Origin of the sequence: Bacillus sp. JJ664 (genome assembly GCF_036962205.1) — a bacterium.
Classification (GTDB): domain Bacteria; phylum Bacillota; class Bacilli; order Bacillales; family Bacillaceae_G; genus Gottfriedia.
In genome coordinates this window covers 1-26,030 of the sequence record NZ_JBALMS010000002.1, presented here as the reverse complement: position 1 = coordinate 26,030, position 26,030 = coordinate 1, and the positions used below count along the sequence as shown (strand labels likewise).

The window sequence follows — 26,030 nt, the reverse complement described above, 5'->3', positions numbered from 1 at the left end:
TCACACCTACCTAAACATAACGACAATATTTCCTGCCGCAATGATTAATGTCATACTTAAGAAAAACATTAATGATACAATCGCTAAACAAACAAACAAGTAGATGACACTCTTCCCAATCACATCAATCGTATTAATGATTGCTTTACTGCCTACTGGTTGAAGGATAGCAGCTGAAAATTTATAAATAAGTGCCAAGACTAATATTTTCAATGCCGGAAATACAATGATTGCAAGCATCGTGACTAATCCGACGATCCCAACAGTATTCTTTAATAAAAGTGAAGCACTGATAACAGTATCTGTTACATCTGCAAACACCTTTCCGACTACTGGAATAAAATTACTTGTCACAAATTTTGCAGTTTTGATCGCTACACCATCAGTTACTGCAGTTGTCATACCTTGTACACTTAGTACACCAAGGAAAATTGTTAAAAAAACACCAAGAACACCTACTGCTATATTTCTAATTAATGCTGCTAGTTTTGTAACTTGGAGTTCATCATTGATAATACTGACAATACTTAGAATCGTTGAAACGAGAATAAGAGGTAATACGAAATAGGTTACTAGCAATCCACTTGTATGCATTAAAAAGATAAGAATCGGATGAAAGAACCCTACGGAGATCACACCACCTGATGTGGCAATTAATGCTAATAAAATGGGAATTAATGCTCTTAAAAAGTTAATCATCATTGTGATTGCTTCTTGAGTTGCTTGTGTGGCAACATAAAAGCTATTTAATGCAAATACGACAAGAACTAAAAACACAACACTATCAGCGATTTTGCTAATCGAACTTTTTTCAAATGCATTTTGCAATGATTGTAGCAGTGAGCTAAAAATGACAAGCATGATCAGTATTCCAAGTATTTTCCCATTACTTAATAGCTCAAAAAATAAATATTTACCAAAGGCGATAAACCATTCTTGAATTGAAAACTTCTTTTCCCCTTTAATAAATTCAATAAAATCTCCTTTTTGACTTTCCGGAAGAAACCCACCATATTTTGTTACAACTTCATCCCAGTACTGCTGTACTTCATCAATACCGAGTTTTTTAATTTGTTCATTGACAATTTCAGCAGGTGGAGGAGCAGCTTGTACATTTTTTGGGATAAAAAAAAGGAGAAAAAGGAAAAGAAGAAAAAATTGAATCTTATACTTCATAAAGTCCTCCCTTCCTCTTAATTAAGAAATTTTAGGTAAAAAACTTAAGATTGTTTCGATTAAAGCTGTTAATATTGGAACTGCTAAAACTAAAATTAGAACCTTTCCACCGAGTTCAATTTTAGAAGCAATCGCACCTTGCCCAGCATCTTTTGTTATTTGAACGCCAAATTCGGCGATATACGCAATTCCAATGATTTTCAATAACGTCTCGACATAAACGTTTTTAATACTTGCTTGATTTGCTAATTTTTGAATTTCATCTAATAAAAATTGAACTTTATCTAATAAGAATAAAAATAATACGCAGCTGATAAAAACCGTAATAGCCAAATTAAATTTGTCCATTTTAAATTGATTTAAAAGAAGTATTAAAAATGTTGCACATAACCCGATGCCAACAATCTGGATGATTTCCATTACAAACTCACTCCTAATCTAATGAAATAGAAATACATCCCTGACTTTATTAAACAAATCTCCAGCTTTCGTAATGACTTGAAAGAAAACTATGATAAAGGCTGTAATAATTGTCCATGTTGCAAATTCTTCCTGACCTGCTTTTTTTAGGACTGCATGTATAATAGCAGCGATAACGCCTATCCCAGCAATTTGAAACATTAATGCATAATTTGTAATCATCGAATTCCCTCCTTTAAATTAATAAAATAACGATTAAGATCCCACTTAATATACCTAGCATTTTTGACATTCTTTCATAACTAGATTGAGAGTCTATTGCCTCTTGCTCTTCACGTTCTAAATGTTTTAAGGCTAAGATTATTTGCTTTTGTTGTGAAATTTTGTCATGCATTCCGATTGTCTCGCCAAATTGCAAAAGAACTTGGAGATCAGATTCTTTAATTGATACTTTTTTGGCATATTCTTGTAACGAATGCTTCCATGCTTCTTTTGCAGATAAGGCACTTGTTTCAAGTTGATTCGCAAAACCGATTAAAAACATTTGAATTTGTCCATTTAATTGTTTCGCAATACGCCTACTTGCTTCTTGCAGAGGTAATTGACTGTACATAACTTCCGCTTCAAGTGATTGAAGTGCTAATTTCCATGCACGTAATTCCTTCGTTCGCTCAGAAAGTCTTCCTGCAAAATAAAAACCAAGCCATGTTGTGGAAAAAATAATAAATAATGCGCCAATCCATTTCATTTAATACACCACCTTTTGTGAAAAAAGGCTTATATTTTTTCTATTTTTTATATCAGTTACATTACCCGGTCTAGGGTGATTGGAAATTTCAATAAAACGGTCGAATGTTCCATTTTGGAATAAAGGCTGCAATGACGGTCTTTTTCGAATTTCCTCAAGAGAATAACCATGGACAGTTACGATTAATTGAACACCTGCGAAAATCGCCTCTAAAATTGCATCTACATCTTCCTTTTTACCAATCTCATCAACTAGTATGATATGTGGACTCATCGATCTAACGAGCATCATCATTCCTTCTGCCTTTGGACAAGCATCTAATACATCAATGCGTTCTCCGAATGTATATTGAGGTACACCTTTAACCGAACCTGCAATTTCAGAGCGCTCATCAACGATACCTACTTTTTGAGGCTTAATTCCCCTAACATGGTCGCCTTGACTAACTACTCTTGCAAAGTCACGTAATAATGTTGTTTTGCCAGCTTGTGGTGGTCCGATCAACATTGTATTTTTCCATCTTCCATCATATAAATACTTTACAAATGGACTTGCTATGCCTACTTTTTCTTTTGCGATTCGAAAATTATATGAACTAATATCTCGAATCATCTTTACCGTTCCATTTTCAGTCACCACTCGTCCTGCTAGTCCTACTCTGTGGCCACCTTTAATGGTGATATATCCTTTTTTCAACTCTTCTTCAATTGTATAAATAGAAAACTGACTAAGTTTACCCAGAATCTGACTGCCATCTTCCTCTGTCACAATATACGGTAAAAATGTTGAATGATTATTTGCAATTACCTCTACAGGTCTAGAGACTCTTAATCGCAATTCTTCCACTTCGTTTAAATCTGAAAAAGAAAGGATTAATTTCTCTTTCAGCATTATAGGTAATACATTGAAAACCTCATCCATAGCAGTTCACATCCTATTAATCATTTAAAAACCGCTAGTAAAATTAAGAATACCCCACAAAAAACAAGCACAAGGCGGATTGGATCTAACTCTCTAGCTACACCAATAATCCCAATCGTCATCGTAGATATGAGGATGATTGGTCCAACAGTTGCTAGAATACTATTAAGTGCTAATGCTCTTTTTATGTCATTGAAATATAGAATTGTAAATGCTGCCATCAATTCTACGCTACCACCAACCACTCTCAACAAGCCCATGCTAAGTACAGCCTTATCCATTGAATCAATCCATTGCTTCATACATTACACACCTTTTTTCAGTCTTTTTATTACTAATATGCAGAACATGTCCATTTAAGAAGATATTTCATTATTTGATTTTTCATTTATCCTTAGAGAATGCTCTCTTACAAGCCTTTTATGGAAAATGAGTTCTGAGGAAAGAAAATCCGGTAATTAAAGCGTGGCAGGTTTCTATAATGAATGGATTGATTAGTGGCTTACCGCTCGCCTCAATAATTAGGTGCATACTAGTGAGGAAATACCAGGTCGGTATAAAGTTTACGAAGACAACCTAAAGAAAATAAGACAAAAAAAAGAGAAGCATAGCGCTTCTCTTACATAATGACAAATATAAAAAATAAGATTACCATGATGATTTGTAAGATCGCTTTGGCAAGCGAGCTACTCAGAAATGATATAACAGTTGCCCATGAAGATTTCAAAGCTTCCTGAGTCGTTTTACCTTGAACTTTTTCTGTTACAAACACTGAAATAAACGGAACAATGATTAAACCAAATGGTGGAAAAATAAAGGAGCCAACAATCACAGCTAAGCAACCTACTCTTTCACCAGTCTTAGTACTTCCGTATTTTTTAAGAAAGTATTTATTGGCAATAAAATCTACTATAAATATGAAAGCAGTAAAAATTGCCATGATAATCCAAAAGAATAGACCTAGTTCCTCTCTATTAATACCGAAGTGATAAATTAAAAATCCTACCCATAGTACAGGTACTCCCGGAATAATCGGTTTGATTAACGCTATAAAAGCCAAAGCGAAACAAATAATAATCAATGTCCAAAGTAAAATTGATGTTAACATATCAACCCTCCATCAAATGTAGATGATATTTCATAATAAAAAGAGACACTTTTTTACAAGTGCCTCTACTTTTAATTCTATTTCACTAAATGTTAAATTAGTTTTTTGCACGAGAAACATAGCTTGATTCAGTCGTATTAATAATTAATACTTCACCTTCATTAATGAAGATTGGTACTTGAACAACTAAGCCAGTTTCCATTGTAGCAGGTTTTGTAACGTTTGAAGCAGTATCACCTTTGATTCCTGGTTCAGTTTCAACTACTTTTAGATCAACTGTATTAGGTAATTCAACACCTAAAATTTCACTTTCATAAGTCATGATATAAACTTCCATATTTTCTTTTAAGAACTTTAATTCACGCTCTATGTTTTGTTCTGGTAATTCAATTTGTTCATAAGATTCATTATCCATGAATACGTGTTGGTTACCACTTGCATATAAATATTGCATTTTACGATTTTGGATATGTGCTTTCGCAACTTTCTCACCAGCACGGAAAGTTTTTTCTTGTACAGATCCTGAACGTAGGTTACGAAGTTTAGAACGTACGAACGCAGCACCTTTACCTGGTTTAACGTGTTGGAAGTCAATTACTTGCCAAATGCTACCGTCAGTTTCAATTGTTAAACCTGTACGGAAATCGTTTACTGAAATCATTAAAAATCCTCCTAAAAAATGAAATGGTTCTAATTTACTTATGTACCTGAATTTGAACCATATCGCTTACCTTGAATTAATGTCTAGATTAAGCGCCATGAAACCTTAGTTCATGGGCCTCCACATTTCTATATGATAATGTATATTCTTACGTTTGTGTAGTTCTTTTTCGATTATCGTGAAAACTTATAGAATGATTAAGTTTTTAGGTGATGACATTAAGTTTTCGTTTCCACCATTTTTAACAATTAAATCATCTTCTATACGAACTCCACCAAGATTTGGAATGTAAATTCCTGGCTCACAGGTTACAATCATATTTGGCTCAAGTACTAAATCAGAACGGAATGATAATCCAGGACCTTCATGTACTTCAAGACCAATACCATGACCAGTTGAGTGTCCATAATATTCGCCATAACCTTTTTCAGTAATATAATCACGTGTTAACGCATCCGCTTCTTTACCAGTGATTCCAGCTTTAATTCCATTTACTCCACGTAATTGAGCTTCTAACACGATGTCATAGATTTTCTTTAATTCTGCATCTGGCTCGCCTACTGAAACTGTTCTTGTCATATCAGAAACATATCCTTTGTAGTATGCACCAAAATCAAGTGTTACAAAATCACCTGTTTCAATAACTTTGCTTGAAGCAACACCATGTGGTAATGCAGAGCGTGCACCTGAAGCAACAATAATATCGAATGATGATGATGTCGCTCCTAATTTACGCATATAAAATTCAAGCTCATTTGATACTTCTAATTCTGTTACACCTGGACGGATATAACCTAAAATATGATCAAATGCAGATTCAGCAATTTTAGTTGCTTCTTTAATAATTGAAATTTCAGCATCCGTTTTGATTAAACGTAAATTTTCAATAATTCCATTTACAGGTACAAGTTCTGCTCCTACTACTACTTTACGGTATGTACCATATTCAGAAAACGTCATATGATCTTGTTCAAATCCAATTTTAGCTACACCATTTTTTTCAACTTGTGATGCAACTTCGCTTGAAATTAATCCTTCGTGTTTAACGATTTCAAAGCCTTCACATTGGCTAGTTGCCTGCTCAACATAACGGAAATCCGTAATAAATAATGCCTTATCTTTTGTAATAAGTGCGACACCTGATGATCCTGTAAAATTTGTTAAATAACGACGGTTATATGTACTAGTAACTAAAAGTGCGTCCAACCCTTTTTCTACAAGAGCTTCTCTTAATTTTTTAATTTTTTCCATTTACTTTCTCTCCCCTACTAATTTGTTGTAATGCAAGTAAAGCTAAGTCATAACCGTACACACCTAATCCAACAATTTGTCCGACCGTTACAGCAGCTAATACTGATGTATGACGAAACTCTTCTCTTTTATGTATATTTGATATGTGCACTTCAATGGTTGGTACTGTAATACTTGCAATCGCATCGCGAATTGCATAACTATAGTGCGTAAATGCACCTGGATTAAAAATAATGCCATCATAAACATTGTTTGCTGCATGTAGACGATCAATAATTTGACCTTCGTGATTAGATTGGAAACAATCAATTATGTCATTACACTCACTAGCCCGACCAGATAAATGGTTTTCTATATCCTTCAGTGTTGTAGAACCATAGATTGAAACCTCTCTCTGGCCGAGCATATTTAAATTAGGTCCATTTAATAATAAAAACTTAGCCAATTTTCTTGTCTCCACCTATCATTTCAGCATATTTGCTCCAATTTAACATAATATGGAACACTCATCCTTATTTTATCATAGGCCAGACTATTTTGAATAGCCACGCAAAGAGGGTTCTTCTTCTTGAGATGCAAAAGAAACCGAATATGCAATAAAGGTTCCGTATAGAATGAATATACAAATGCTTGTTACCATCGTATCAGATGAATACTCTTTAATTGGTTTTAAATCAAAAGCGATTCTTCCAAATACAAGGAAAATAATTACCCACCATAATAATCCATAGAACACTCCAGGCAATACACCTGTAAATTTTTTACCTATAAAGAAAAAGATGAATGCAATAACGATTGATATAATACCAATACAAAAAATAGATAATAAGACCTCAATGTAAAAATTAGCCCATTTACCAAGAGGAATTTTTTCTAATACAAACGTTGGACCGATTTGTGTGAAATCAAAAAAACTTAGTACGAATGATACTGTTGACCAAAATATTCCACCGAAAAATCCAATACTTGCAATCTTATTAAAATTCATTGCACCTTTTGCAATATCCGGACTTTGCCCTTGATCTGTTACACCATTTTGGTTTTTGTCTTGATCTTGTTGTTTTTCTTCATCTTTTTCACTTTGAGCTTGAATATTTTCTTTATCCATGTATCATGACCCTTTCCATACATTGCTAATTATCTTATTGTAGTATGTCCAAGTGATATTCTTTCATGTGAATAGGATATTTGTAAGAATATTAAAAATATTAGAACTTCATTTTCGTAATTCATACTACTTATACTTGCACCAATATTGTTATTCCATTTACAATAGATTCAAATAGAAATATTTAATTAGTAAAAAATGAATTTAGGTTGGTGCAACATGAAAGAGAAAGAAAGAGCAATTTATGGGGGGCAGGCAATCGTAGAGGGTGTCATGTTTGGTGGTAAAAAACACACCGTTTCGGCAATTCGAAGAAATGATCACTCTATTCAGTATTTCGAAGAACCAATTCAAACGAATCCTACGATGCAAAAACTAAAGAAAGTTCCATTCGTACGAGGAGTTGTTGCCATTATACAAGCAAGTATTAATGGATCAAAGCATTTAAACTTTTCAACAGAACGATATGGAATTGATCCAAATGATGATGAACAAGTTGCTTTAGAACGTGAGAACCAAAAAAGTACGGTTGCTACATATATAGGAATTTCTATATTAGCAGTTTTATCTTTCTTAGTAGGGAAAGTTATTTTTACATTAGTTCCAGTTCTGTTAGCAGCTACACTTAGACCGTTTTTCGAAACTGATGTTCAGCAGGTAATTGTAGAAAGTATTATAAAATTACTTTTTTTATTAACGTATATTTATATAGTTTCCTTAACTCCTTTTATAAAAAGAGTTTTCCAATATCATGGTGCTGAGCACAAAGTGATTAATGCTTTTGAAAATAATGTATCATTAACAATCGAAGGTGTCAGATCACAGTCAAGATTACATTACCGTTGTGGTAGCAGTTTCATTTTATTTACGGTTATTGTTGGGATGTTTATTTATTTCCTAGTTCCAACGAGTCCACTTTGGTTAAGAATAGTAGACAGACTTTTATTAATACCGGTAGTCTTAGGTATTTCGTTTGAAGTTTTACAATTAACGAATAAAGTTCGTCATATTCCTGTATTAAAATGGGTTGGCTATCCAGGATTATGGCTACAATTATTAACAACTAAAGAGCCTTCAGAAGACCAAATCGAAGTTTCAATCGCTTCATTTAATCGTCTTTTGGAGATAGAAAAAAATACCAAAATATAATTGACAGAATTTTATAAAAAATATCAACTTATTGAATAAAATGTAATAAACTATAAGTAACCTATTTTTTTACAAAACGATTTAAAAATAATTCTTAACATAGGAGGTGCTTAAGTGAATCAAAAAGTGTACACATCAATATTTTACGGAATGATAGCATTAGCACTTTTTGGCTTAATTGCTGAATTGATTAATGATCCAGCAAAATTATTACAAAGAATTTTATTTATTGGATTAATTCTCCTTGTTCTTTATTTTATTTATAGAGTATTTACATCATCTAACAGTCAAAGAAGCCAACAAGACTCCTATAGAAAAGCTGCTAAACAGACTGTAAAAAAATATAATACGCAAAAAACTAGTTCAGTAAAAAAATCGTTAAATAAATCAAAGCCCACTTCAAGGAAAAGTACCTCCAGTCCTTTGCTAAGAAAACGAACAAAAGATTCTAGTCACCTGACCGTAATAGAAGGTGAAAAGGGTAAAAAGAAAGACCGTGCTTCCTATTAGGCACGGTCTTTTAGTCATTATTAGATTGTTCTTCATTCGATTTTTGGATGACCTTTAATGTTTCAATCCTACTCTTATCTTCCTCGAAGTATTGAACTAAATCACCAATTCGATCAATTGCTTCCCAGCTCATATGATGTTCCATTCCTTCGACATCTTGATAAATTAAATTTTCGTCAAGGCCGATAATTCGTAAAAATTGCTCTAGTAAAACATGGCGATAAACAAGCCTTTTCCCCATTTTCTTACCTTTTTGAGTTAAAATAAGTCCTCTATACTTTTCATAAATTAAATATTCGTCTTTATCAAGCTTTTGTACCATTTTCGTAACTGACGATGGATGTACTGATAAAGCATCAGCAATATCAGACACGCGTGCATACCCTTTATCTTCAATTAAAAGGTAAATTTGTTCAATATAATCTTCCATACTAGGTGTGGGCATGTTTTTCCTCCAGTTAAGTATTACAATTAAATAATCCGTTACAAATAAACATCAAATAAAATGATACAACACAAAATACAAAAGTGCAATTAACTCGACTTTCTCAATCTTTATATATATATATCATACTGTCATAAAAAAGAAGTGTACCAAATTAGTACACTTTTTTGCTTATGTAAAATACTGTATCTCTCCATTTGGAAAGTGATATTTAATATAAGCAGAGATCGTTTCTTCGATGGAAGCTGCTTGATCCGTTTGATACACATATTTCCCTATTCCATATTTGCCCCATTTGTATTTCCTTTTCTCTTCGTCCATCTCTAATTTTGTATTCGGATATCGTTCAAGAATGACTTTTTTTGCTGGCTTTGTGAAACGATGCTGAATCAGCTCAAATGTCATCTTTTGATTCGCTAACTCACCAAGCGCATCTTTTAACCTAATAAATAACTCCTCATAGCCCTCTTCCCAATCTTCATGCATATAAATTGGCGCGACAATAAATCCAAAAGGATATCCTGCATTTGCTACTTTTTTTGCAGCTTCAATCCTCTCATCAAATGAACCAGTGCCTGGCTCAAAATTTTTAATCACATATCTTGAATTAATACTAAATCTAAACGTTGTTTTCCCGTTATGTTTAGCATCCAATAAATGATCCACATGTGGAAATTTTGTTACGAAACGTAAGCGGCCATATTCAGTTTCTCCAATAAATTCGATTGTTTTTTTTAAAGAATGAGTCAGGTAATCAATGCCCACTATATCAGAAGTACATGCAGCCTCGAATCTTGTGATCTCCGGCTTTCTTTCATTCATATATTTTTCTGCTTGCTCAAAAATTTCTTCTAAATTTACATACACCCTAATATATGGTTTGGATCCTAATGTGGTTTGTAAATAACAATAATGACAATGTCCCATACATCCCGTTGCTAAAGGTATTGCATATTCAGCAGAAGGCTTTGACGTTTCAAATTTCAATGTTTTACGTAAACCAACTACTAAAGTCGATTTTGCAATCCGATATTTCTCTGCATCTGTATCCCCAGGTAAATTTCGGATTTGATTATGTGACGTTGTTTCCCTAATTTCTAAACCCATTTTCTCAAACTTCTCTTTTAATTCTTTCCCTAAATGATATTCCAACGCTTGTGGCTCAAAATAAACGAGCCTTGGTATAAATGGTTTCATATCTGCTATTTCCTTTCTACATCTATCTATAGATAGTATGAACCTTACCCAAAAAACAAACGGTCCAAGTATTGGGAATACAGGTAAAGAAAGGAGACATGCTTAAAAAAGAAGGATTTTTGCAATTACTCTTAAGATTTTTTACTATGGATTGATGTAATTTACCCCACGGAAAGGGAGCGTCCTGGATTTGTAATCAACTTACGCATTCTAAAATAGCAACAATATATACGAACAACTAAAATAAAAAAGAAAGCTTGACCAGCTTTCTTTAAAAAACATTCTTTATTTACGAAGATTCCATTCTTCAGTACTATATTTTGACTCAACTAATGCTTGTACTTCTTTTTCTTGGTCCTCCGTTAATTCATAAGGAACTAGTTCAATATCCAAACCAATTTCAAAGCCTTCTTTAAAAGCAATATATAATTCATCCATTGATTTTGGTGTATCACTTTCTGCATTAATCCATGTAGCGCGTTCTAAGAATCTTTTTTTCATTCTGTTTCTTACTTCTTCTGATGAAAAAATGTAAAGGTCATACAGCATAGTAACATCAATATTTAATGGGATTGAACCGTGTTGTAAAATAGAACCTTTTTGTCTTGTTTGTGCACTTCCAGCAATTTTTTTATCATTCACAACAACTTCATACCAAGATGGAGCGTCAAAGCACACTGCACTAGACGGTTTTTTTAATTCATCTTTTTCTGCCGCCGTTTTTGGCACAGCGAATGAAGCGTCTAAACCTAATAATTTAAAACCTTCTAATATCCCCATTGAAATGACTTTATAAGCTTCTGTTACTGTAACCGGCATATTTGGATAGTTTTCAGGAACAATTACACTATATGTTAATTCTTCATGGTGAAGTACACTTCTTCCACCCGTTTGTCTTCTGACAAAATCACCATTATATTTTTTTAATTGTTCTAAACTGATTTCTTGATTCTTTTGGAAGTAACCAATTGTTACAGTTGGATGTTCCCACTCATAAAAACGTAAAGTAGGCAAAAATCCTTCTTCGCTTTGCCATTTAATAAGACATTCGTCTAAAGCCATATTATAACTTCCTGATTTTTTTCCACTATTAATAAAATACCACTTTGTCTTTGACATGTTGTAATCTCCTCATACAATACTGAAATTTTTTCTTTTTTTATTAAAGAATCTTGCACAATCTTATTAGAGAATTATAATAAGATAAGTAGGTAATTGAAAGGTGTTGAATAAAATGACTAATTGGTTATTGTTAATTTGGGTTGTCCTAGGTATCATTGTATACACAACAATCATGTATTTCTACCAAAAACGCTTAATTAAAACATTAAACGAGGAAGAATTCCGCTCAGGTATTCGTAAAGCTCAATTAATTGACTTACGAGATCAAGAGGATTTTAAAAACGGACATATTTTAGGTGCACGAAATATCCCTTTTGCTCAATTAAAAATGCGTTCAAAAGAAATTCGTAAAGATCAACCAGTTTATCTGTATGATCAAATGGGTGTTCGTCCTGGACAAGCTGCCCGAATTTTACGTAAACAAGGTGTAACAAACCTATTCCAATTAAAAGGTGGATTTAAGGTTTGGTCTGGTAAAGTAAAAAAAGGTTTATAATTTTCTTATGTAAAATATAAAGAACTACTACTATTTAAGTAGTAGTTTTTTTATATTAAACTGTTTTACGAAGTTTAGAAAAAACCCCTCAAAACAACACCGAGGGATTCCATTATAACATTCAATTTACTCTTTATTCGTTTTAGGCTTTGGATATTTTACACCCATTGTATCAACTTTAATAGATTCGATGATGATTGGCGTTTTTGGTTGCTCTTCAGGTGTCGTTTCAGCAGCTTCAACCTTCTTTACGATATCCATTCCTGTTGTTACTTTACCAAATGAAGCATACGCACCATCCAGTTGTGATGAATCATTTGTCATAATAAAAAATTGGCTACCAGCACTATTCGGATCATCCGTACGCGCCATTGATAAAACCCCTGCAGTATGCAATAAGTTATTTTCAAATCCATTTGAAGTAAACTCTCCATTAATTGTATATCCTGGTCCACCTGCTCCAGTACCCTCTGGGTCTCCACCTTGAATAACAAAGCCCTTCACAATTCTATGTATTTTAAGTCCGTCATAAAATCCTTTATTTGAAAGTGAAATAAAATTATAAACAGTATTTGGTGCGATATGCGGATACAGCTCCGCTTCAATCACCCCATAATCCTTAATTGTAATTGTTGCGACTGGTAATTTCTCAGGTTTCTTTGGTTTTGCAACTTGTGAAGATTTTGGATTATCATTTCCACAAGCAGTTAAAATAGTGAACAGTAACATAAAGCAGCATATCAAAACTGCTTTCATTGATTTTTTAAACATTTCGTGTCTCCCTTCAATTTTGCTAGTATCATTTTACCAAATCATTAAGCTCTTTTACTAATCAATCCATCATTTTCATATCATTTTATTTTACACTAACAATCACGCAAATAAAAAACTGCTAAACCTGTTCATTGTTTAGCAGTTTAACGATTGTATTTATCCTACTTTCTCTTTCGGTTCTTCAACTTTATTTTTCGCAAATGGGAACCACCAATTCCACTTACCAAACAATTGCATTAAACTCGGTACGAGTACTAATCGAACGATTGTAGCGTCTAAGAATATTGCAATCGCGATCCCAATCCCCATTTGTTTAACTGGAACCATATCTGTAAATGCAAATGCACCTGTAATAACAATCATGATCGAAGCTGCTGATGTGATTATTCGACTTGTTGAAACTAAACCTTCTCGTGTCGAATAAGTATTATCTCCCGTTTCTTCATATAACTCTTGCATCCTTGACATTAAGAACACTTCATAGTCCATACTCAGGCCAAATACTAAACCAAAGACGAATACCGGTAAAATCAGCATAATATCAGATTGCGGTAATCCAAAATTCCCACCTTGGAACAACCATGTAATAATGCCAAATGTTGCACTTAAGGAAAGGACGTTCATGATAATCGCTTTGATCGGAATAATAATCGATCTAAATGCAATCATTAAAATGATAAATGTACTCACCATAATCACAATTAATCCATATCGAATATTATCAGTAATTTCATCAAATAACTCTTGTTCAAATTTAACCTGCCCACCATTCGTCATTTGGAATCCTTCAATTTTACCTTTGTATTTCTTTTCGATATCCCTTACCCATTGCTTTCCTTTTTCAGATTTCGGATCAGAGTTTAGAAATACTTGCATGAAGGTTTTATCCTTTTGAATATACGCATTAACAGCTGGCTGAAGCTTTGTTGCATTAGGTGATTTTAGAGCAGGTAAAAGTTGAGAAGCATCCATGTTAACAGCATTGAACACACTTCTTACTTTTAAAACGTCTGCATCATTTTCAAATTCCTGTTGAACTTTTTCTAATGAATTTAAATTTTCATTCGTTAGTATATCTTTATCAGAATCTAATACAACTACAATTGACCCATGATTTAATGCATCAGGAAGAAATTCCTTTTGATACTTTTCGTAATTGATTCTAGAGGATTCATGTTTTGGCAGTGCATCAATAGTAGGAATGTTTAAATGAACGTCTCGAATTGGAATGACAAATATCCCTAATATAATTAATGAAGTAAGTGCCATGATGATTGGCCTCTTCATTACAAACTGCGCAAATTTTCTCCAAATTGCTTGTTGTTGCTCTTGACTGCGGTTTGCAATCCACTTTAATGTACCTTTATTAATATTTCTTCCTAAAGCAGAAAGTACTGCAGGTAATAATGTTAACGATAAAAATAAACTAACTAAAACGACTACAGCACCACTAATTGCAACACTTCTAAATAAATCGATATGAATGAAATACAGTGCAGAAAGACCAATAAACACGCAAATACCTGAAAAGATAATCGCTCTCCCTGCAGTTGCAAAAGTGATACTGATTGCTTCTTTTACAGTAGCTTTTTGTTCGGAAAGCTCACTTTTGTATCGACTGACAAATAACAAAGCAAAATCGATCGATAAAGCCAAGCCAATCATCGGTGCTACATTTAAGACAAAGATAGATAAATCAACATATTTTCCGATATATGCTAGAATACCAAAAGTTGTAAAAATACTAATTAACCCTATTAATATAGGGATTGCAGAAGCAACAAGACTACCAAAGGCAAAGAATAAAACAATAAATGCTATTGGAACCCCAATCATTTCGGCTTTTTTCAAATCTTCTTGGCTTGTTTTATTCATTACATCACTAATAATCGTAAAGCCAGTTGTACCAACTTTCACTGATTCATCAGTGTAAGATTCAATTTTTTTAGCGAAATGATTGTTCCGATCAACTAATTTATCATAATCTTTTTCATTAAACAGAACAGAAAAATAAGCAATATTTTCTTTTTTCATCGTTGGATCAACCATTGGATTTATAAACTGCTTAATATTTTTTTCTTTCCCAATCACTTTTACAATTCTCTCAATATCGTCTTGAAACTCATTAGCTGTAGCACCCTTTTTTCTTTCAAGTAGAATAATTAGTGAGTCAGGAGATTGTTCAAAGTCTTGTTCTAAAATATTTTTAGCTTTCTCATAATCACCCGGTGTTCGAAATCCATCACCCTCTAAGATCCCGGGTAGTTGCTTTGCATAAATACTTAGGAAGATTGATATAACAGCGATTAAGCTAATTAATACATATCGAAAATGATAAATCCCTCGTCCGACTTTCTTCCAAGCACTATGTTCATTTACAATACTTTTCATTTTTTCACTCCTTACATACAAATCCTAACAATATCTTATCAAACTTATTTAAATATCTCCTATTTTTACATTTAGTTATTTATATTATGAAAATGCGCTCAAGAATAAATCTTTTGATTTATACTTGAGCGCAAGTTAGATTAGGTGACAATGATTGCAACTATGATTCCAATGATCGCCCCTACTACTACTTCGTATGAAGTATGCCCGACCAATTCGTTTAAAGCTTTATAATTTTTTATTCTGCCGTGAAAAAAGTCATTCAGTATTTTTGCGTGCTTACTAACTGCAAGTCGAACGCCTGAAGCATCATACATAATAATCGTAGCAAAAATTGCTGCCATCGCGAAATCAACGCTTTCAAACCCCATCGTTAATCCCACACTTAGAGCTAAACCAGTAACCGTTGAAGAATGAGAACTTGGCATACCACCTGAAGCAAAGAACTTAGATAAATCAAAATCCTTATTTTTCACTAAATGAATAATGACTTTTGAAAACTGAGCAATAAACCATGCTATTACAGCAGAAATCAATGGCTCGTTATGAAGGATAGTCAAGACGAACCCCCTTAAATTTTATTAAATTACCTTCTAATTATTATCTTCTTTCAACAATTGTATATTCATAACGTTTGTGAAAGAACGAAATAAATGTTCATTTTCTTCTATGAATATCTACTATGGTATCTTTCCTACTTTAATTACTATAAATATTTCGTGGCATATTATTAAAAGATAACTGATCGATATGAATTTCGGAGTATTCATTCCATTTTTTTATTCAAGTACTTCTTCTTTAATATGAATAAAAACAATGAAACGCTTTCAATTTAGCTATACTCATCTGTTTATTTGAAATTTTAAAATTTATATAAAAAAATGGAATTTTTGAAATTGACAATTCATACAATTCTGATAAACTTAGTTGTAATTAATTTCAGAGGATGATGCTCATGAGCCAAACCAACGACTTAAAACCGTTAATCGAGGTCGTGGAATCGTTACTAAATGGTTTAAAATTTGGAACGATCACTTTAGTCGTTCAAGATGGAAAAATTATTCAAGTGGAAAAACAAGAGAAAATACGATTAAAGTAAATGAGAGTCCTGCTGACTAGAAAAACTAGAGGCAGCTTAAATCTATGTAATCTTTACATCATAGATTTAAGCTGCCTTTTTCTATTTAAAGAGAAATGTTTCTAAACATTTTCATATAGAAAGAATGTATATCGTTCATTTCATAAAAAGATGACAGTGTTTTTTGCTCTCTTTTTTATTTTCTTTAATTCATTGGAGGAAGACAAATGAGATTTGAAAATTGGAATGAGGAACAACTACCAAGGTTTTCGATTGACAATGATACAAAGGGAGCCCTCGAAGTCCTGCAATGGGCATATTCTACCTATGGAGATGAATTGATCTATGCCTGTAGCTTTGGTGTAGAGGGAATATTATTAATTGACTTAATCTCCAAAGTTAAACCCGACGCAAAGATTGTTTTTTTGGAGACAGGTTTACATTTTAAAGAAACTTACGAATGTATCGACCGGGTCCAAGCAAAGTACCCGTTATTACAGATTGAAAAAAAACTTCCTAGCCTTACATTAGATGAACAAGCAGAGATACATGGTCATGAATTATGGAAACGGGAACCAAATCAATGCTGTCAAATTCGTAAAATCATCCCATTACAAGAAGCGTTAAAGGATGCTCCTGCTTGGATCTCGGGTCTCCGTAGAGAGCAATCTGCATCTCGTCAAAAAACGAATTTTCTCAATCTTGACAATAAGTTTCAGTCTATTAAGGTTTGTCCATTAATTCATTGGACTTGGAAGGAAGTTTGGAGATATGTGTATTATCAAAACCTTCCATATAATCCGCTTCACGATGTAGGTTATCCAAGTATTGGATGTGAGGTTTGTACTTTACCGGCTTCTAATTCGTCTGATAGTCGTTCAGGACGTTGGTCAGGTTCTACTAAAACTGAATGTGGCTTACACGACTAAACTTCTCTTTTATCTCAATTTGTATTGTAAATTTTTACATGAATATATGAAACTATCACACTAGAAAAGTTTAAGGAGTGTCTAAAATATGAGTTTACCTGCACATGGCGGAACATTAATTAATCGATATGATTCTACAGTACTTACAAATGAAATTTCACACGAGATCTCTTTAGATCTCATTGGGATAAGTGATTTAGAGTTAATTGGAAATGGCGCATATAGTCCATTAACTGGTTTTCTAGGAAAAGATGATTATGAACAAGTTGTTAGTTCAATGAGATTAAAAAACGGCTTTGTATGGAGTATCCCGATTACGCTTCCTATTTCGAAATCTTCTGCAAAAAATCTAAAAATTGGAGATGTAGGAAAGCTTATTTGGGAAGATGAAGTATATGGAATTATTAAAATTGAAGATATTTATACCCCTAATAAATTAGTTGAAGCACAATTCGTTTATGGAACGACAGATCATGAACATCCAGGAGTTGCTAAATTGTATTCCCGCGGTGATGTTTATATCGGAGGCGAAATTACAGTTACTAAACAGTTGAACAGAAATGATTTTTCCGAACATTATTTATCCCCTATTGAAACTCGGGAAAAATTCGCATCATTAAATTGGAAAAAGATTGTTGGTTTCCAAACTCGGAATCCTGTTCATAGAGCACATGAATATATCCAAAAGAGCGCATTAGAAATCGTTGATGGTCTCTTTTTGAATCCATTAGTTGGAGAAACAAAATCAGATGACATTCCTGCAGATGTGAGAATGAAAAGTTATAAGGTTTTACTAGAAAACTATTATCCAGCTAATCGTGTATTCTTAGCTGTTTTCCCTGCAGCTATGCGATACGCAGGACCACGCGAGGCAATATTCCATGCAATTGTAAGAAAAAATTATGGTTGCACGCATTTTATTGTTGGCCGTGATCATGCTGGTGTTGGAAATTATTATGGAACGTATGATGCTCAAAAAATCTTTCAACATTTTACAGCTGATGATTTAGGAATCAATCTCCTATTTTTTGAAAATAGTTTTTACTGCTCAAAATGTGAAAATATGGGTTCAACAAAAACTTGCCCTCATAGTAGCGATCATCATATTACCCTTTCTGGAACGAAAGTACGGGAAATGCTGAAAAACGGTGAAATTCCCCCTACTGCCTTTAGCCGCAAAGAAGTAGTTGAAGTATTAATTGAAGGAATACGTGAAGCAGCATCGATTTCAGTTGAATAGGAGAATAACAACATGTCTAAAAATATTGTTTGGCATCAAGCTAGTATAACGAAACAAGATCGACGTCAAAAAAACCAGCATCATAGCTGTATCCTTTGGTTTACCGGTTTATCGGCATCTGGAAAATCAACGATTGCTAATGAAATAGCAAAAGCACTGTTTCTCCAAAACGTGCAACAATATGTTTTAGATGGTGATAATATTCGCCACGGTTTAAATAATGATCTTGGATTTACAGATCGTGATCGAACCGAAAATATTCGTCGCATTGGAGAAGTTGCTAAGTTATTTGTCGATGACGGGCAAATTGTACTTACTGCCTTTATCTCCCCATTTCAAGCTGATCGTGATCTTGTTCGATCAATTGTTGAAAAAGATGAATTTATTGAAATTTATGTTGAGTGCTCAGTTGAAACTTGTGAAAACAGAGATCCAAAGGGACTGTATAAAAAAGCAAAAAGTGGTGAAATTCAACATTTCACTGGAATAAGCTCCCCTTATGAAGCACCAGATTGTCCGGAAATCACATTAAATACAGACACACTTTCGATTGAACAATGTGTTGAAACAGTACTTCAATATNNAAGGAGATGTGTTAATGAGTACTGAAAAAATATGGAAAGACAACCCAAAGTTAAATGAAACTGAAAAAAAGAAGCTAGTAAAAGATGGATTAAAAATATATAACGACATCCCTTATTACGCTAAGAACGGTTTCGAATCGATTCCAAAAGATCAATGGGATTTATTTAAGTGGGCAGGCTGTTATCTACAAAAACCAAAAGAAGCTGGTTACTTTATGATGCGTGTAAATGTTCCATCTGGTATTTTAACGCATGATCAACTAGTCGTATTAGCTGAAATTGCCCGTGATTATGGTCGTGATGTTTATGATATTACAACCCGTCAAGCGATTCAGTTTCATTGGTTAACCATTGAACAGATTCCAGATATTTTATCCCGACTTGAAAAGGTTCATCTTTCAAGTGCAGGTGCTTGTGGAGATATAACACGTAATATCGTTGGTAATCCATTGGCTGGTATTGATCCGAATGAATTATTCGATACGACATCAATCGTAAAAGAAATATATGAATTCTTTCAATTCAATGAAGATTTTTCGAATCTTCCAAGAAAATATAAAATGTCAATTAGTACAAATACAAGTAATGCTTCCAATGCTGAGATTAACTGTATTTCATTTGTTCCGGCTATTAAAGAAATTGATGGTGTCAAAACATCTGGTTTTCATTTGAAAGTTGGCGGTGGATTATCTGCTGCACCGCATTTAGCCCGAACACTTGATGTATTTGTTTTACCACATCAAGTAAAAGAAGTAGCAATTGCAGTTACAACTATTTTTAGAGATTTTGGTTACCGTGAAAAACGTCATCACTCTCGTCTAAAGTTTTTAGTAGCAGATTGGGGAGTAGAAAAGTTTAAAGATGTACTACAAGAATATACAGGGCAACTATTAACAAAAGGCACTGGATTTGATGAGTCCTGGAATGCAGGTTACTTTTACGGTGTACATCCGCAAAAACAAAATGGTTTAAACTATGTCGGTTTAAGTATTCCAGTTGGACGATTACATTCTGAGGAAGTTTTCGAGTTAGCTAGAATTGTTAAGAAATACGGAAATGGAGAAATCAGAAACTGTAATTCGCAAAATTTAATTTTACCTAATATCCCAACTGCAAATATCAATGAATTACTTGAAGAACCTTTACTAAAAAAATTCACTCCAATACCGCCAAAGTTCATTGGTTACTCTGTGGCTTGTACAGGGAATGAATATTGCAACCTAGCATTAGTTGAAACAAAAGCTCGTATGAAAGATACAGCTTCATACTTAGATGAAAAAGTTTCACTTGATGTTCCAGTTCGAATTCATATGGTCGGTTGCCCAAACTCATGTGGTCAAAGAGCAATCGCTGATATCGGCCTACAAGGTATCAAAGCTCGAAATGATAAAAAAGAATTAGTAGAAGCTTTTGAGATCTATGTAGGTGGAACTTTAGCAAATGGTGGAAAATTAAACGAAAAATTAAAAGGAAAAGTGGAATCCCCTTCCCTTCATCTTGTTTTAGAAAAATTCTTACAGCACTTTCAAGAAAATAAATTACCTTCTGAACCATATTTAGATTATGTAGCTAGAGTTGGTATTGAGGAATTACAAAATCATTTAACGTCCATTATTGAAACAGTTAAAGCATCTTAAAGAAAGTCGGTGGGCTATGTTTTTATATCGTTTTGAGGCGCAAATAGAAAATCGAACTGTACCGGTAGTCATTCTAGCAAATGATGATGAAAAAGCATTTAAGCTCGTTGATACCGAGCTCGAGAAATTCTATGTAAAAAAACCAGACGTTAAAGATTTACTAATGTATGAAAAAAAGAGAGTTAGTCAAAGTGGTGGTTTCGTTTTAGATATTGAGGTTTTAAGTAAACGATGATGACGAGGTGTATGGAATGATTGGAAAAGTTTATTTAGTTGGCGCTGGACCAGGTGATGCTGATCTAATTACTGTAAAAGGTCTAAAATGTATTCAAAATGCTGATGTCATTTTATATGACCGTTTAGTGAATAAAGAACTGCTAGAAAATGCAAAAGAATCAGTAGAATTAATCTACGCAGGTAAACTACCAAACTACCATGCATTAAAGCAAGAAACAATTAATGCTTTCCTAGTTAAATATGCAAAAAAAGGTAAAAATGTTGTCCGTTTAAAAGGTGGCGATCCTTTTATTTTTGGGCGAGGTGGTGAAGAAGCCGCTTATCTTGTTGAACGCGGAGTTCCATTCGAAATCGTTCCAGGGATCACATCTGGTATAGCAGCACCGGCTTATGCAGGAATCCCAGTAACACATCGTGATTATAGTAGCTCCTTTGCATTTGTAACTGGGCATTGTAAGGAAGATGACACTATTAAATGGGAAGCACTAGCCAAAGGGATTGACACGCTTGCCATCTATATGGGCGTAAGCAATTTACCATATATTCGTCATCAGCTTATATCAAATGGAAAACATCAGGATACGCCTGTTGCTCTCATCCACTTTGGTACAACAGAACAACAAAAAACTGTGATATGTACGTTAAAAGACGTACTATCAGTGGCTGAAAAAGAAAAAATAAGTAACCCAAGTATGATTGTCGTTGGTGAAGTAGTAAATTTACATCATCAACTAAAATGGTTCGAAACTAAACAAGATTCAATTTCACAATTAAATCAAAAAAGTTACTCTAGTATTTAATAATTACATGTAAGGGGTGATTGAATGGATGCCATTTTATATATTTGTCACGGAAGTCGCGTTCAATCTGCAGTCCATTCTGCCATAAACTTTGTTAAAAAAGTACAAAAACAAATCGAATGTCAAATTCAAGAAATTAGTTTTATCGAATTAGCAGAACCCTCTATATACGAGGGCCTACATAATTGTATTCAACAAGGAGCAACTTCAATCACGGTCCTCCCTGTTCTATTATTATCAGCCAATCATGCAAAAATTGATATTCCAAATGAAATAGCAGCTTTTCAAAAACGATTTCCACAAGTTTCAATCACAATTGGCAAGCCAATTGGTGTACATCAAAGTATGATTGAATTAGTGAAGAAACGCATTCAGGAAAAAACGATAAATGTGCAACCTGATGCTAAAATTTTATTAGTAGGACGTGGCAGTAGTGACCAACTTACGCAAAATGACTTTTTAAGAATTGCTACATTACTTGAAACCAAATTAAATAGAACTGTTATTCCTGCTTATATGGCCGTGTCGGAGCCTTCTTTTCATGAAGCTTGTACGCTTCTACTTTCTGAAAAAAATTGTCCGATCATCGTCGTCCCGTATTTATTCTTTTCGGGTACATTAATGAAAGAAATGGCAGAGAAAATTAGCAGTCTACCAGCTTCACTTCAACAGAATTGGATTCTATGTGAGACGCTAGGATTTGATCATTTGATTGCTTCTATTTTTCAAGAAAAATTAATAGAAACAAAGTCAGATCATTCTTTCATTCATGTATGAAAAAAGCTCTTGTTTATTCCATATGGAATACAAGAGCTTTTTATTATCAGACTATTTACTTTCAATTTTCGTTAAATTTACTGGTTGAAACGTCGGGACAGTTTGTAAAAAACGCCCTATTCTTTTTGTTGCTTCAATTAACTGTTCAAGCGAAGTAGCATACGAACATCGGATAAATCCTTCTCCACAATCTCCAAAAACATTTCCCGGGACGACCGCAACTCTTTCTTTTAACAATAATTGCTCTGCAAATTCTTCAGATGTTAGTCCTGTATTTTGGATTGATGGGAAAACATAAAATGCTCCTCCAGGTAAATGACAAGATAAACCGTGTTCTTGAAGTGCTGAAACAAGATAATTTCTTCGTTGCATATAACTTCTTCTCATTGCTTCAACATCATGTTCACCATTTCGAAGTGCTTCAACCGCTGCATGTTGTGACATTGTTGGTGCACACATAATTGCATACTGATGAACCTTTAACATATGAGAAATGATGTCTGAAGGTGCTGCAACAATCCCTAGGCGCCAGCCAGTCATTGCAAACGTTTTAGAAAAACCAGATATTAAAATTGTATGATCTCTCATACCATCTATCTTTGCAAAACTAGTATATTCCCCATCGTAAACAAGCTCTGCATAAATTTCATCAGAAATGACAATTAAATTATGTTTTTTAACAAATACAGCTAAATCCTCAAGTAATTCCTTTTCAAGTAATGTACCAGTAGGATTATTAGGGTTACAAAGTAAAATAGCTTTTGTCTTTGGTGTAATTTTTTTCTTTAATGCTTGAAGATTAATTTTAAATTCTTCTTCACCAGTTGTTGCCAAATGAACAGGTACGCCGCCTGCTAATGAAACTAATGGTGCATACGATACGAAACAAGGATCAATAACGATCACTTCATCACCAGGATTTAAAATCGTTCGTAACGCTATATCAATCCCTTGGCTTGCACCAACTGTGATGATTAGCTCCTCGTTTGGATCATAGTGGACATCAAATTTCCTAGAGAAATAGCGACTGACTTCATCTCGTAATTCAAATAAACCAGCATTTGAAGTATATGCTGTATGTCCTGTTTCTAACGAATAAATACTTGCCTCACGTACATTCCAAGGCGTAACAAAATCAGGTTCACCTACACCTAGTGAAATGACATTATCCATGCTAGCAGCTAAATCAAAAAATTTACGAATCCCTGAAGGTTGAAGTGTTGTGACTGTATTAGATAATGTAAATTTACTCATGGCGTGATCACCATGCGCTTATCATTTTGTTTTTGTCCATATACAATGCTGTCATGTTTATATCTTTTTAGGATAAAGTGCGTTGTAGTGGATAAAATTGATTCTAAGGTTGATAGTTTTTGAGATACAAATGAAGCAATTGAAGTCATTGTTTTACCTTCAACAACAACGGACAAGTCATATGTACCCGACATTAAATAAACCGATTTTACTTCAGGATATAAATATATTTTTTCAGCAATTTCATCAAAGCCTACTCCTCTTTTTGGAGCTACCTTTACATCAATCATTGCCGTAATACTTTCTTGAACAGGAACTTTACCCCAATCAATCAGTGTTATATATTGTAGAATTACACGGTCGTTTTCAAACTTCTTTAAGATCTCAACGACTTCTTCTTCTGATACTTGAATCATTTTTGCTAATACGTCATTACTTAATCGACCATTTTGTTCAATACACTGAAGTAATTGAATTTCTTTATCTGTCATTTTCATAAGCTCCTTATGCATTCCATTTAAACATGGAATTTCTGCTGATGTTGTACACTTCATCTATATTTAAATATTTTACTTAGATGACACTTTTGGAAAGAATTCTTCATAAATTACTTGTACTGCTTTTTTCTCGTCACTTGCTTTAACACCAAACATCATACTAACCTCAGATGAACCTTGATTAATCATTTCGATATTAATGCTTGCATTTGCAAGGGCTTTACTGGCGCGTGCCGTAGTCCCTACATTATGACGCATCCCTTCACCAACTAACATGATTAAAGCAAGATCTCTTTCAATAACCACATGATCAACATGAAGTTCATCTTGTATACGGTTGATAATTTGATTTTCAATCGAAGAGGTTAATTGATTTTGCCTAATAATAATTGAAATATCATCTATTCCACTTGGTTGGTGTTCATAAGAAATATGGAAGTCTTCTAAGATTTGTAAAATTTTACGTCCAAATCCAACTTCTCTATTCATTAAATACTTACTTATATATATACTACAAAATCCATTATCACTAGCTACACCAACTAAAGGACCATTTGTTAACTTTCTTTCTTTTACAATAACAGTCCCGGGTGCTGATGGATTATTTGTATTTTTAATATTAACCGGTATACCCGCTTGAAAAGCAGGAATCAATGCTTCGTCATGGAATACATTGAAACCAGCGTAAGATAACTCCCTCATTTCACGATACGTTAATTCTTTAATTTCTTTCGGCTCTTGAATGATAGAAGGATTAACTGAATAAACTGCATCCACATCAGTGAAATTTTCATATAAGCTAGCTTTAACTCCATTCGCAATAACAGAACCAGTAATATCAGAGCCACTTCTTGAAAAAGTCACAATATCTCCATTTTCTGAATACCCGAAGAAACCTGGAAAAATGACGACACCTTTTTTATTGCGAAGTTCATGTAACAAAAAATAACTTTTTGGTAAGACTTGTGCATGACCAGGTTCATTAGTGACGAATAAACCAGCATCTTTTGGATTGATATATTCTGCGTCAATTTCTTTTGTTTGAAAATAATTCGCTACTAACCTAGCACAATTATCTTCACCACAAGCCATTACAGCATCCATATATTTTGCATGATTTTCCTTTGAACTAGTTAGTGCACCTTCTATATTTAATGAAATCTCATCAATTATGTCAGATGTTAAACTCAAGCCATTTGCAATTTCAGAATATCTTTCAATGATTTGACTGTATTCCATCGAATAATTTTCACCATTGATTGATTTTCTTCCACAAGTAATTAAGAGATCAGTTATTTTAATATCCTCTGGATACCTTTTTCCAGGTGCTGAAACCACAATAATTTTACGTTCATTATCTGAAACCACAATCTGAAAAACTTTTTCAATTTGTTCCCAAGTGGCTAATGATGAACCACCAAATTTTGCGATTTTCATTCTTAACGTCTCCCAATTATGTTAATTTTCTGTTAAATAATGCTACAATTATCCCTCTAAAAACAGAAAAAATCAACTGATTT

31 protein-coding genes are annotated in these 26,030 nt (G+C 33.5%); 11 read left to right on the top strand and 20 right to left on the bottom strand.

Translation table 11 applies throughout. The features are described from left to right. Positions 1–6: 6 nt before the first annotated feature. The 11 genes from spoIIIAE to V7056_RS00340 all read right to left on the bottom strand — a co-directional run bounded on the left by spoIIIAE (position 7) and on the right by V7056_RS00340 (position 7,393). Positions 7–1,176 carry a stage III sporulation protein AE gene (gene spoIIIAE, locus V7056_RS00390; RefSeq protein ID WP_499698396.1) on the bottom strand — a complete coding sequence of 390 codons (1,170 nt, stop codon included), beginning with the start codon at positions 1,174–1,176 and terminating at the stop codon, positions 7–9. Positions 1,177–1,197: 21 nt separating this feature from the next. After that, positions 1,198–1,596, bottom strand: a complete 399-nt coding sequence (spoIIIAD, locus tag V7056_RS00385; protein ID WP_174567275.1) for a stage III sporulation protein AD — start codon at positions 1,594–1,596, stop codon at positions 1,198–1,200. 18 nt (positions 1,597–1,614) lie between these two features. After that, positions 1,615–1,818, bottom strand: a complete 204-nt coding sequence (gene spoIIIAC / locus V7056_RS00380; protein ID WP_107901975.1) for a stage III sporulation protein AC — start codon at positions 1,816–1,818, stop codon at positions 1,615–1,617. 13 nt (positions 1,819–1,831) lie between these two features. Next, positions 1,832–2,344, bottom strand: coding sequence for a stage III sporulation protein SpoIIIAB (spoIIIAB, locus tag V7056_RS00375; RefSeq protein ID WP_499698395.1), 513 nt, complete (start codon positions 2,342–2,344; stop codon positions 1,832–1,834). Continuing rightward, a complete protein-coding gene (spoIIIAA, locus tag V7056_RS00370) occupies positions 2,345–3,265 on the bottom strand; it encodes a stage III sporulation protein AA (RefSeq protein WP_499698394.1) in 921 nt (306 codons plus the stop codon). It abuts the gene before it with no gap. 20 nt (positions 3,266–3,285) lie between these two features. Beyond that, complete coding sequence (locus tag V7056_RS00365) at positions 3,286–3,567, bottom strand: YqhV family protein (protein ID WP_499698393.1); 282 nt, start codon at positions 3,565–3,567, stop codon at positions 3,286–3,288. 317 nt (positions 3,568–3,884) lie between these two features. Continuing rightward, a complete protein-coding gene (locus tag V7056_RS00360) occupies positions 3,885–4,373 on the bottom strand; it encodes a DUF456 domain-containing protein (protein WP_499698392.1) in 489 nt (162 codons plus the stop codon). Positions 4,374–4,470: 97 nt separating this feature from the next. After that, positions 4,471–5,034: an elongation factor P gene (efp, locus tag V7056_RS00355; protein WP_499698391.1), complete on the bottom strand. Its 564-nt coding sequence runs from the start codon at positions 5,032–5,034 to the stop codon at positions 4,471–4,473. 186 nt (positions 5,035–5,220) lie between these two features. Further along, positions 5,221–6,285 (bottom strand): M24 family metallopeptidase, encoded by a 1,065-nt coding sequence (locus V7056_RS00350; RefSeq protein WP_499698390.1) that lies wholly within the window; start codon positions 6,283–6,285, stop codon positions 5,221–5,223. Then, on the bottom strand, positions 6,272–6,730 hold the full coding sequence (aroQ, locus tag V7056_RS00345; RefSeq protein ID WP_499698389.1) for a type II 3-dehydroquinate dehydratase: 459 nt from the start codon (positions 6,728–6,730) through the stop codon (positions 6,272–6,274). Before aroQ ends, V7056_RS00350 begins: the two co-directional genes overlap by 14 nt. A gap of 87 nt (positions 6,731–6,817) precedes the next feature. Continuing rightward, positions 6,818–7,393, bottom strand: coding sequence for a YqhR family membrane protein (locus tag V7056_RS00340; RefSeq protein ID WP_499698388.1), 576 nt, complete (start codon positions 7,391–7,393; stop codon positions 6,818–6,820). 219 nt (positions 7,394–7,612) lie between these two features. Here V7056_RS00340 and V7056_RS00335 point away from each other — a divergent pair, with 219 nt between their 5' ends. After that, positions 7,613–8,542, top strand: coding sequence for a DUF1385 domain-containing protein (locus V7056_RS00335; protein ID WP_499698387.1), 930 nt, complete (start codon positions 7,613–7,615; stop codon positions 8,540–8,542). A 114-nt stretch (positions 8,543–8,656) separates the two neighbouring features. Continuing rightward, positions 8,657–9,052, top strand: coding sequence for an SA1362 family protein (locus V7056_RS00330; protein WP_499698386.1), 396 nt, complete (start codon positions 8,657–8,659; stop codon positions 9,050–9,052). A gap of 10 nt (positions 9,053–9,062) precedes the next feature. Here the strand turns inward: V7056_RS00330 and mntR are convergent, their stop codons facing one another. From mntR to V7056_RS00315, 3 genes are all read right to left on the bottom strand, one after another. Further along, complete coding sequence (gene mntR, locus V7056_RS00325) at positions 9,063–9,497, bottom strand: transcriptional regulator MntR (RefSeq protein ID WP_499698385.1); 435 nt, start codon at positions 9,495–9,497, stop codon at positions 9,063–9,065. A gap of 171 nt (positions 9,498–9,668) precedes the next feature. Beyond that, a complete protein-coding gene (gene splB / locus V7056_RS00320) occupies positions 9,669–10,694 on the bottom strand; it encodes a spore photoproduct lyase (RefSeq protein ID WP_499698384.1) in 1,026 nt (341 codons plus the stop codon). A gap of 285 nt (positions 10,695–10,979) precedes the next feature. Continuing rightward, complete coding sequence (locus tag V7056_RS00315; protein WP_499698383.1) at positions 10,980–11,813, bottom strand: lipoate--protein ligase family protein; 834 nt, start codon at positions 11,811–11,813, stop codon at positions 10,980–10,982. A gap of 115 nt (positions 11,814–11,928) precedes the next feature. Between V7056_RS00315 and V7056_RS00310 the strand changes: the two genes are divergently transcribed. After that, entirely contained in the window at positions 11,929–12,312 is a 384-nt protein-coding gene (locus V7056_RS00310; RefSeq protein WP_087998961.1) for a rhodanese-like domain-containing protein, read from the top strand. 126 nt (positions 12,313–12,438) lie between these two features. Here the strand turns inward: V7056_RS00310 and V7056_RS00305 are convergent, their stop codons facing one another. From V7056_RS00305 to V7056_RS00295, 3 genes are all read right to left on the bottom strand, one after another. Beyond that, on the bottom strand, positions 12,439–13,083 hold the full coding sequence (locus V7056_RS00305) for a peptidylprolyl isomerase (RefSeq protein ID WP_499698382.1): 645 nt from the start codon (positions 13,081–13,083) through the stop codon (positions 12,439–12,441). Positions 13,084–13,242: 159 nt separating this feature from the next. Beyond that, positions 13,243–15,477: an MMPL family transporter gene (locus tag V7056_RS00300; RefSeq protein ID WP_499698381.1), complete on the bottom strand. Its 2,235-nt coding sequence runs from the start codon at positions 15,475–15,477 to the stop codon at positions 13,243–13,245. Between the two features lie 140 nt (positions 15,478–15,617). Further along, the gene (locus V7056_RS00295) at positions 15,618–16,037 is read right to left on the bottom strand and encodes a divergent PAP2 family protein (protein ID WP_499698380.1); all 420 of its coding nucleotides are present in this window, start codon (positions 16,035–16,037) and stop codon (positions 15,618–15,620) included. A 395-nt stretch (positions 16,038–16,432) separates the two neighbouring features. Here V7056_RS00295 and V7056_RS00290 point away from each other — a divergent pair, with 395 nt between their 5' ends. The 8 genes from V7056_RS00290 (at position 16,433) to V7056_RS00255 (ending at position 22,759) form a co-directional block, all read left to right on the top strand. After that, a complete protein-coding gene (locus tag V7056_RS00290) occupies positions 16,433–16,576 on the top strand; it encodes a YezD family protein (protein WP_235821382.1) in 144 nt (47 codons plus the stop codon). A 206-nt stretch (positions 16,577–16,782) separates the two neighbouring features. Beyond that, positions 16,783–17,484 (top strand): phosphoadenylyl-sulfate reductase, encoded by a 702-nt coding sequence (locus V7056_RS00285; protein WP_499698379.1) that lies wholly within the window; start codon positions 16,783–16,785, stop codon positions 17,482–17,484. Positions 17,485–17,572: 88 nt separating this feature from the next. After that, on the top strand, positions 17,573–18,724 hold the full coding sequence (sat, locus tag V7056_RS00280) for a sulfate adenylyltransferase (protein WP_499698378.1): 1,152 nt from the start codon (positions 17,573–17,575) through the stop codon (positions 18,722–18,724). A gap of 12 nt (positions 18,725–18,736) precedes the next feature. Further along, positions 18,737–19,333, top strand: a complete 597-nt coding sequence (gene cysC / locus V7056_RS00275; RefSeq protein ID WP_499698377.1) for an adenylyl-sulfate kinase — start codon at positions 18,737–18,739, stop codon at positions 19,331–19,333. Continuing rightward, positions 19,323–20,945 (top strand): nitrite/sulfite reductase, encoded by a 1,623-nt coding sequence (locus V7056_RS00270; RefSeq protein ID WP_499698376.1) that lies wholly within the window; start codon positions 19,323–19,325, stop codon positions 20,943–20,945. The genes cysC and V7056_RS00270 overlap by 11 nt, the downstream gene beginning before the upstream one ends. A 16-nt stretch (positions 20,946–20,961) precedes the next feature. Further along, complete coding sequence (locus V7056_RS00265; RefSeq protein WP_499698375.1) at positions 20,962–21,180, top strand: DUF3906 family protein; 219 nt, start codon at positions 20,962–20,964, stop codon at positions 21,178–21,180. A 16-nt stretch (positions 21,181–21,196) separates the two neighbouring features. After that, entirely contained in the window at positions 21,197–21,982 is a 786-nt protein-coding gene (gene cobA, locus V7056_RS00260; RefSeq protein WP_499698374.1) for a uroporphyrinogen-III C-methyltransferase, read from the top strand. Positions 21,983–22,006: 24 nt separating this feature from the next. Next, a complete protein-coding gene (locus tag V7056_RS00255; protein ID WP_499698373.1) occupies positions 22,007–22,759 on the top strand; it encodes a sirohydrochlorin chelatase in 753 nt (250 codons plus the stop codon). 51 nt (positions 22,760–22,810) lie between these two features. Here V7056_RS00255 and V7056_RS00250 read toward each other — a convergent pair whose 3' ends face one another. From V7056_RS00250 to V7056_RS00240, 3 genes are all read right to left on the bottom strand, one after another. Beyond that, a complete protein-coding gene (locus V7056_RS00250; RefSeq protein WP_499698372.1) occupies positions 22,811–24,013 on the bottom strand; it encodes an aminotransferase in 1,203 nt (400 codons plus the stop codon). After that, positions 24,010–24,510: an Lrp/AsnC family transcriptional regulator gene (locus V7056_RS00245; protein WP_192602561.1), complete on the bottom strand. Its 501-nt coding sequence runs from the start codon at positions 24,508–24,510 to the stop codon at positions 24,010–24,012. Before V7056_RS00245 ends, V7056_RS00250 begins: the two co-directional genes overlap by 4 nt. Before the next feature lie 72 nt (positions 24,511–24,582). Then, positions 24,583–25,947, bottom strand: coding sequence for an aspartate kinase (locus tag V7056_RS00240; protein ID WP_499698371.1), 1,365 nt, complete (start codon positions 25,945–25,947; stop codon positions 24,583–24,585). Positions 25,948–26,030: the final 83 nt, after the last annotated feature.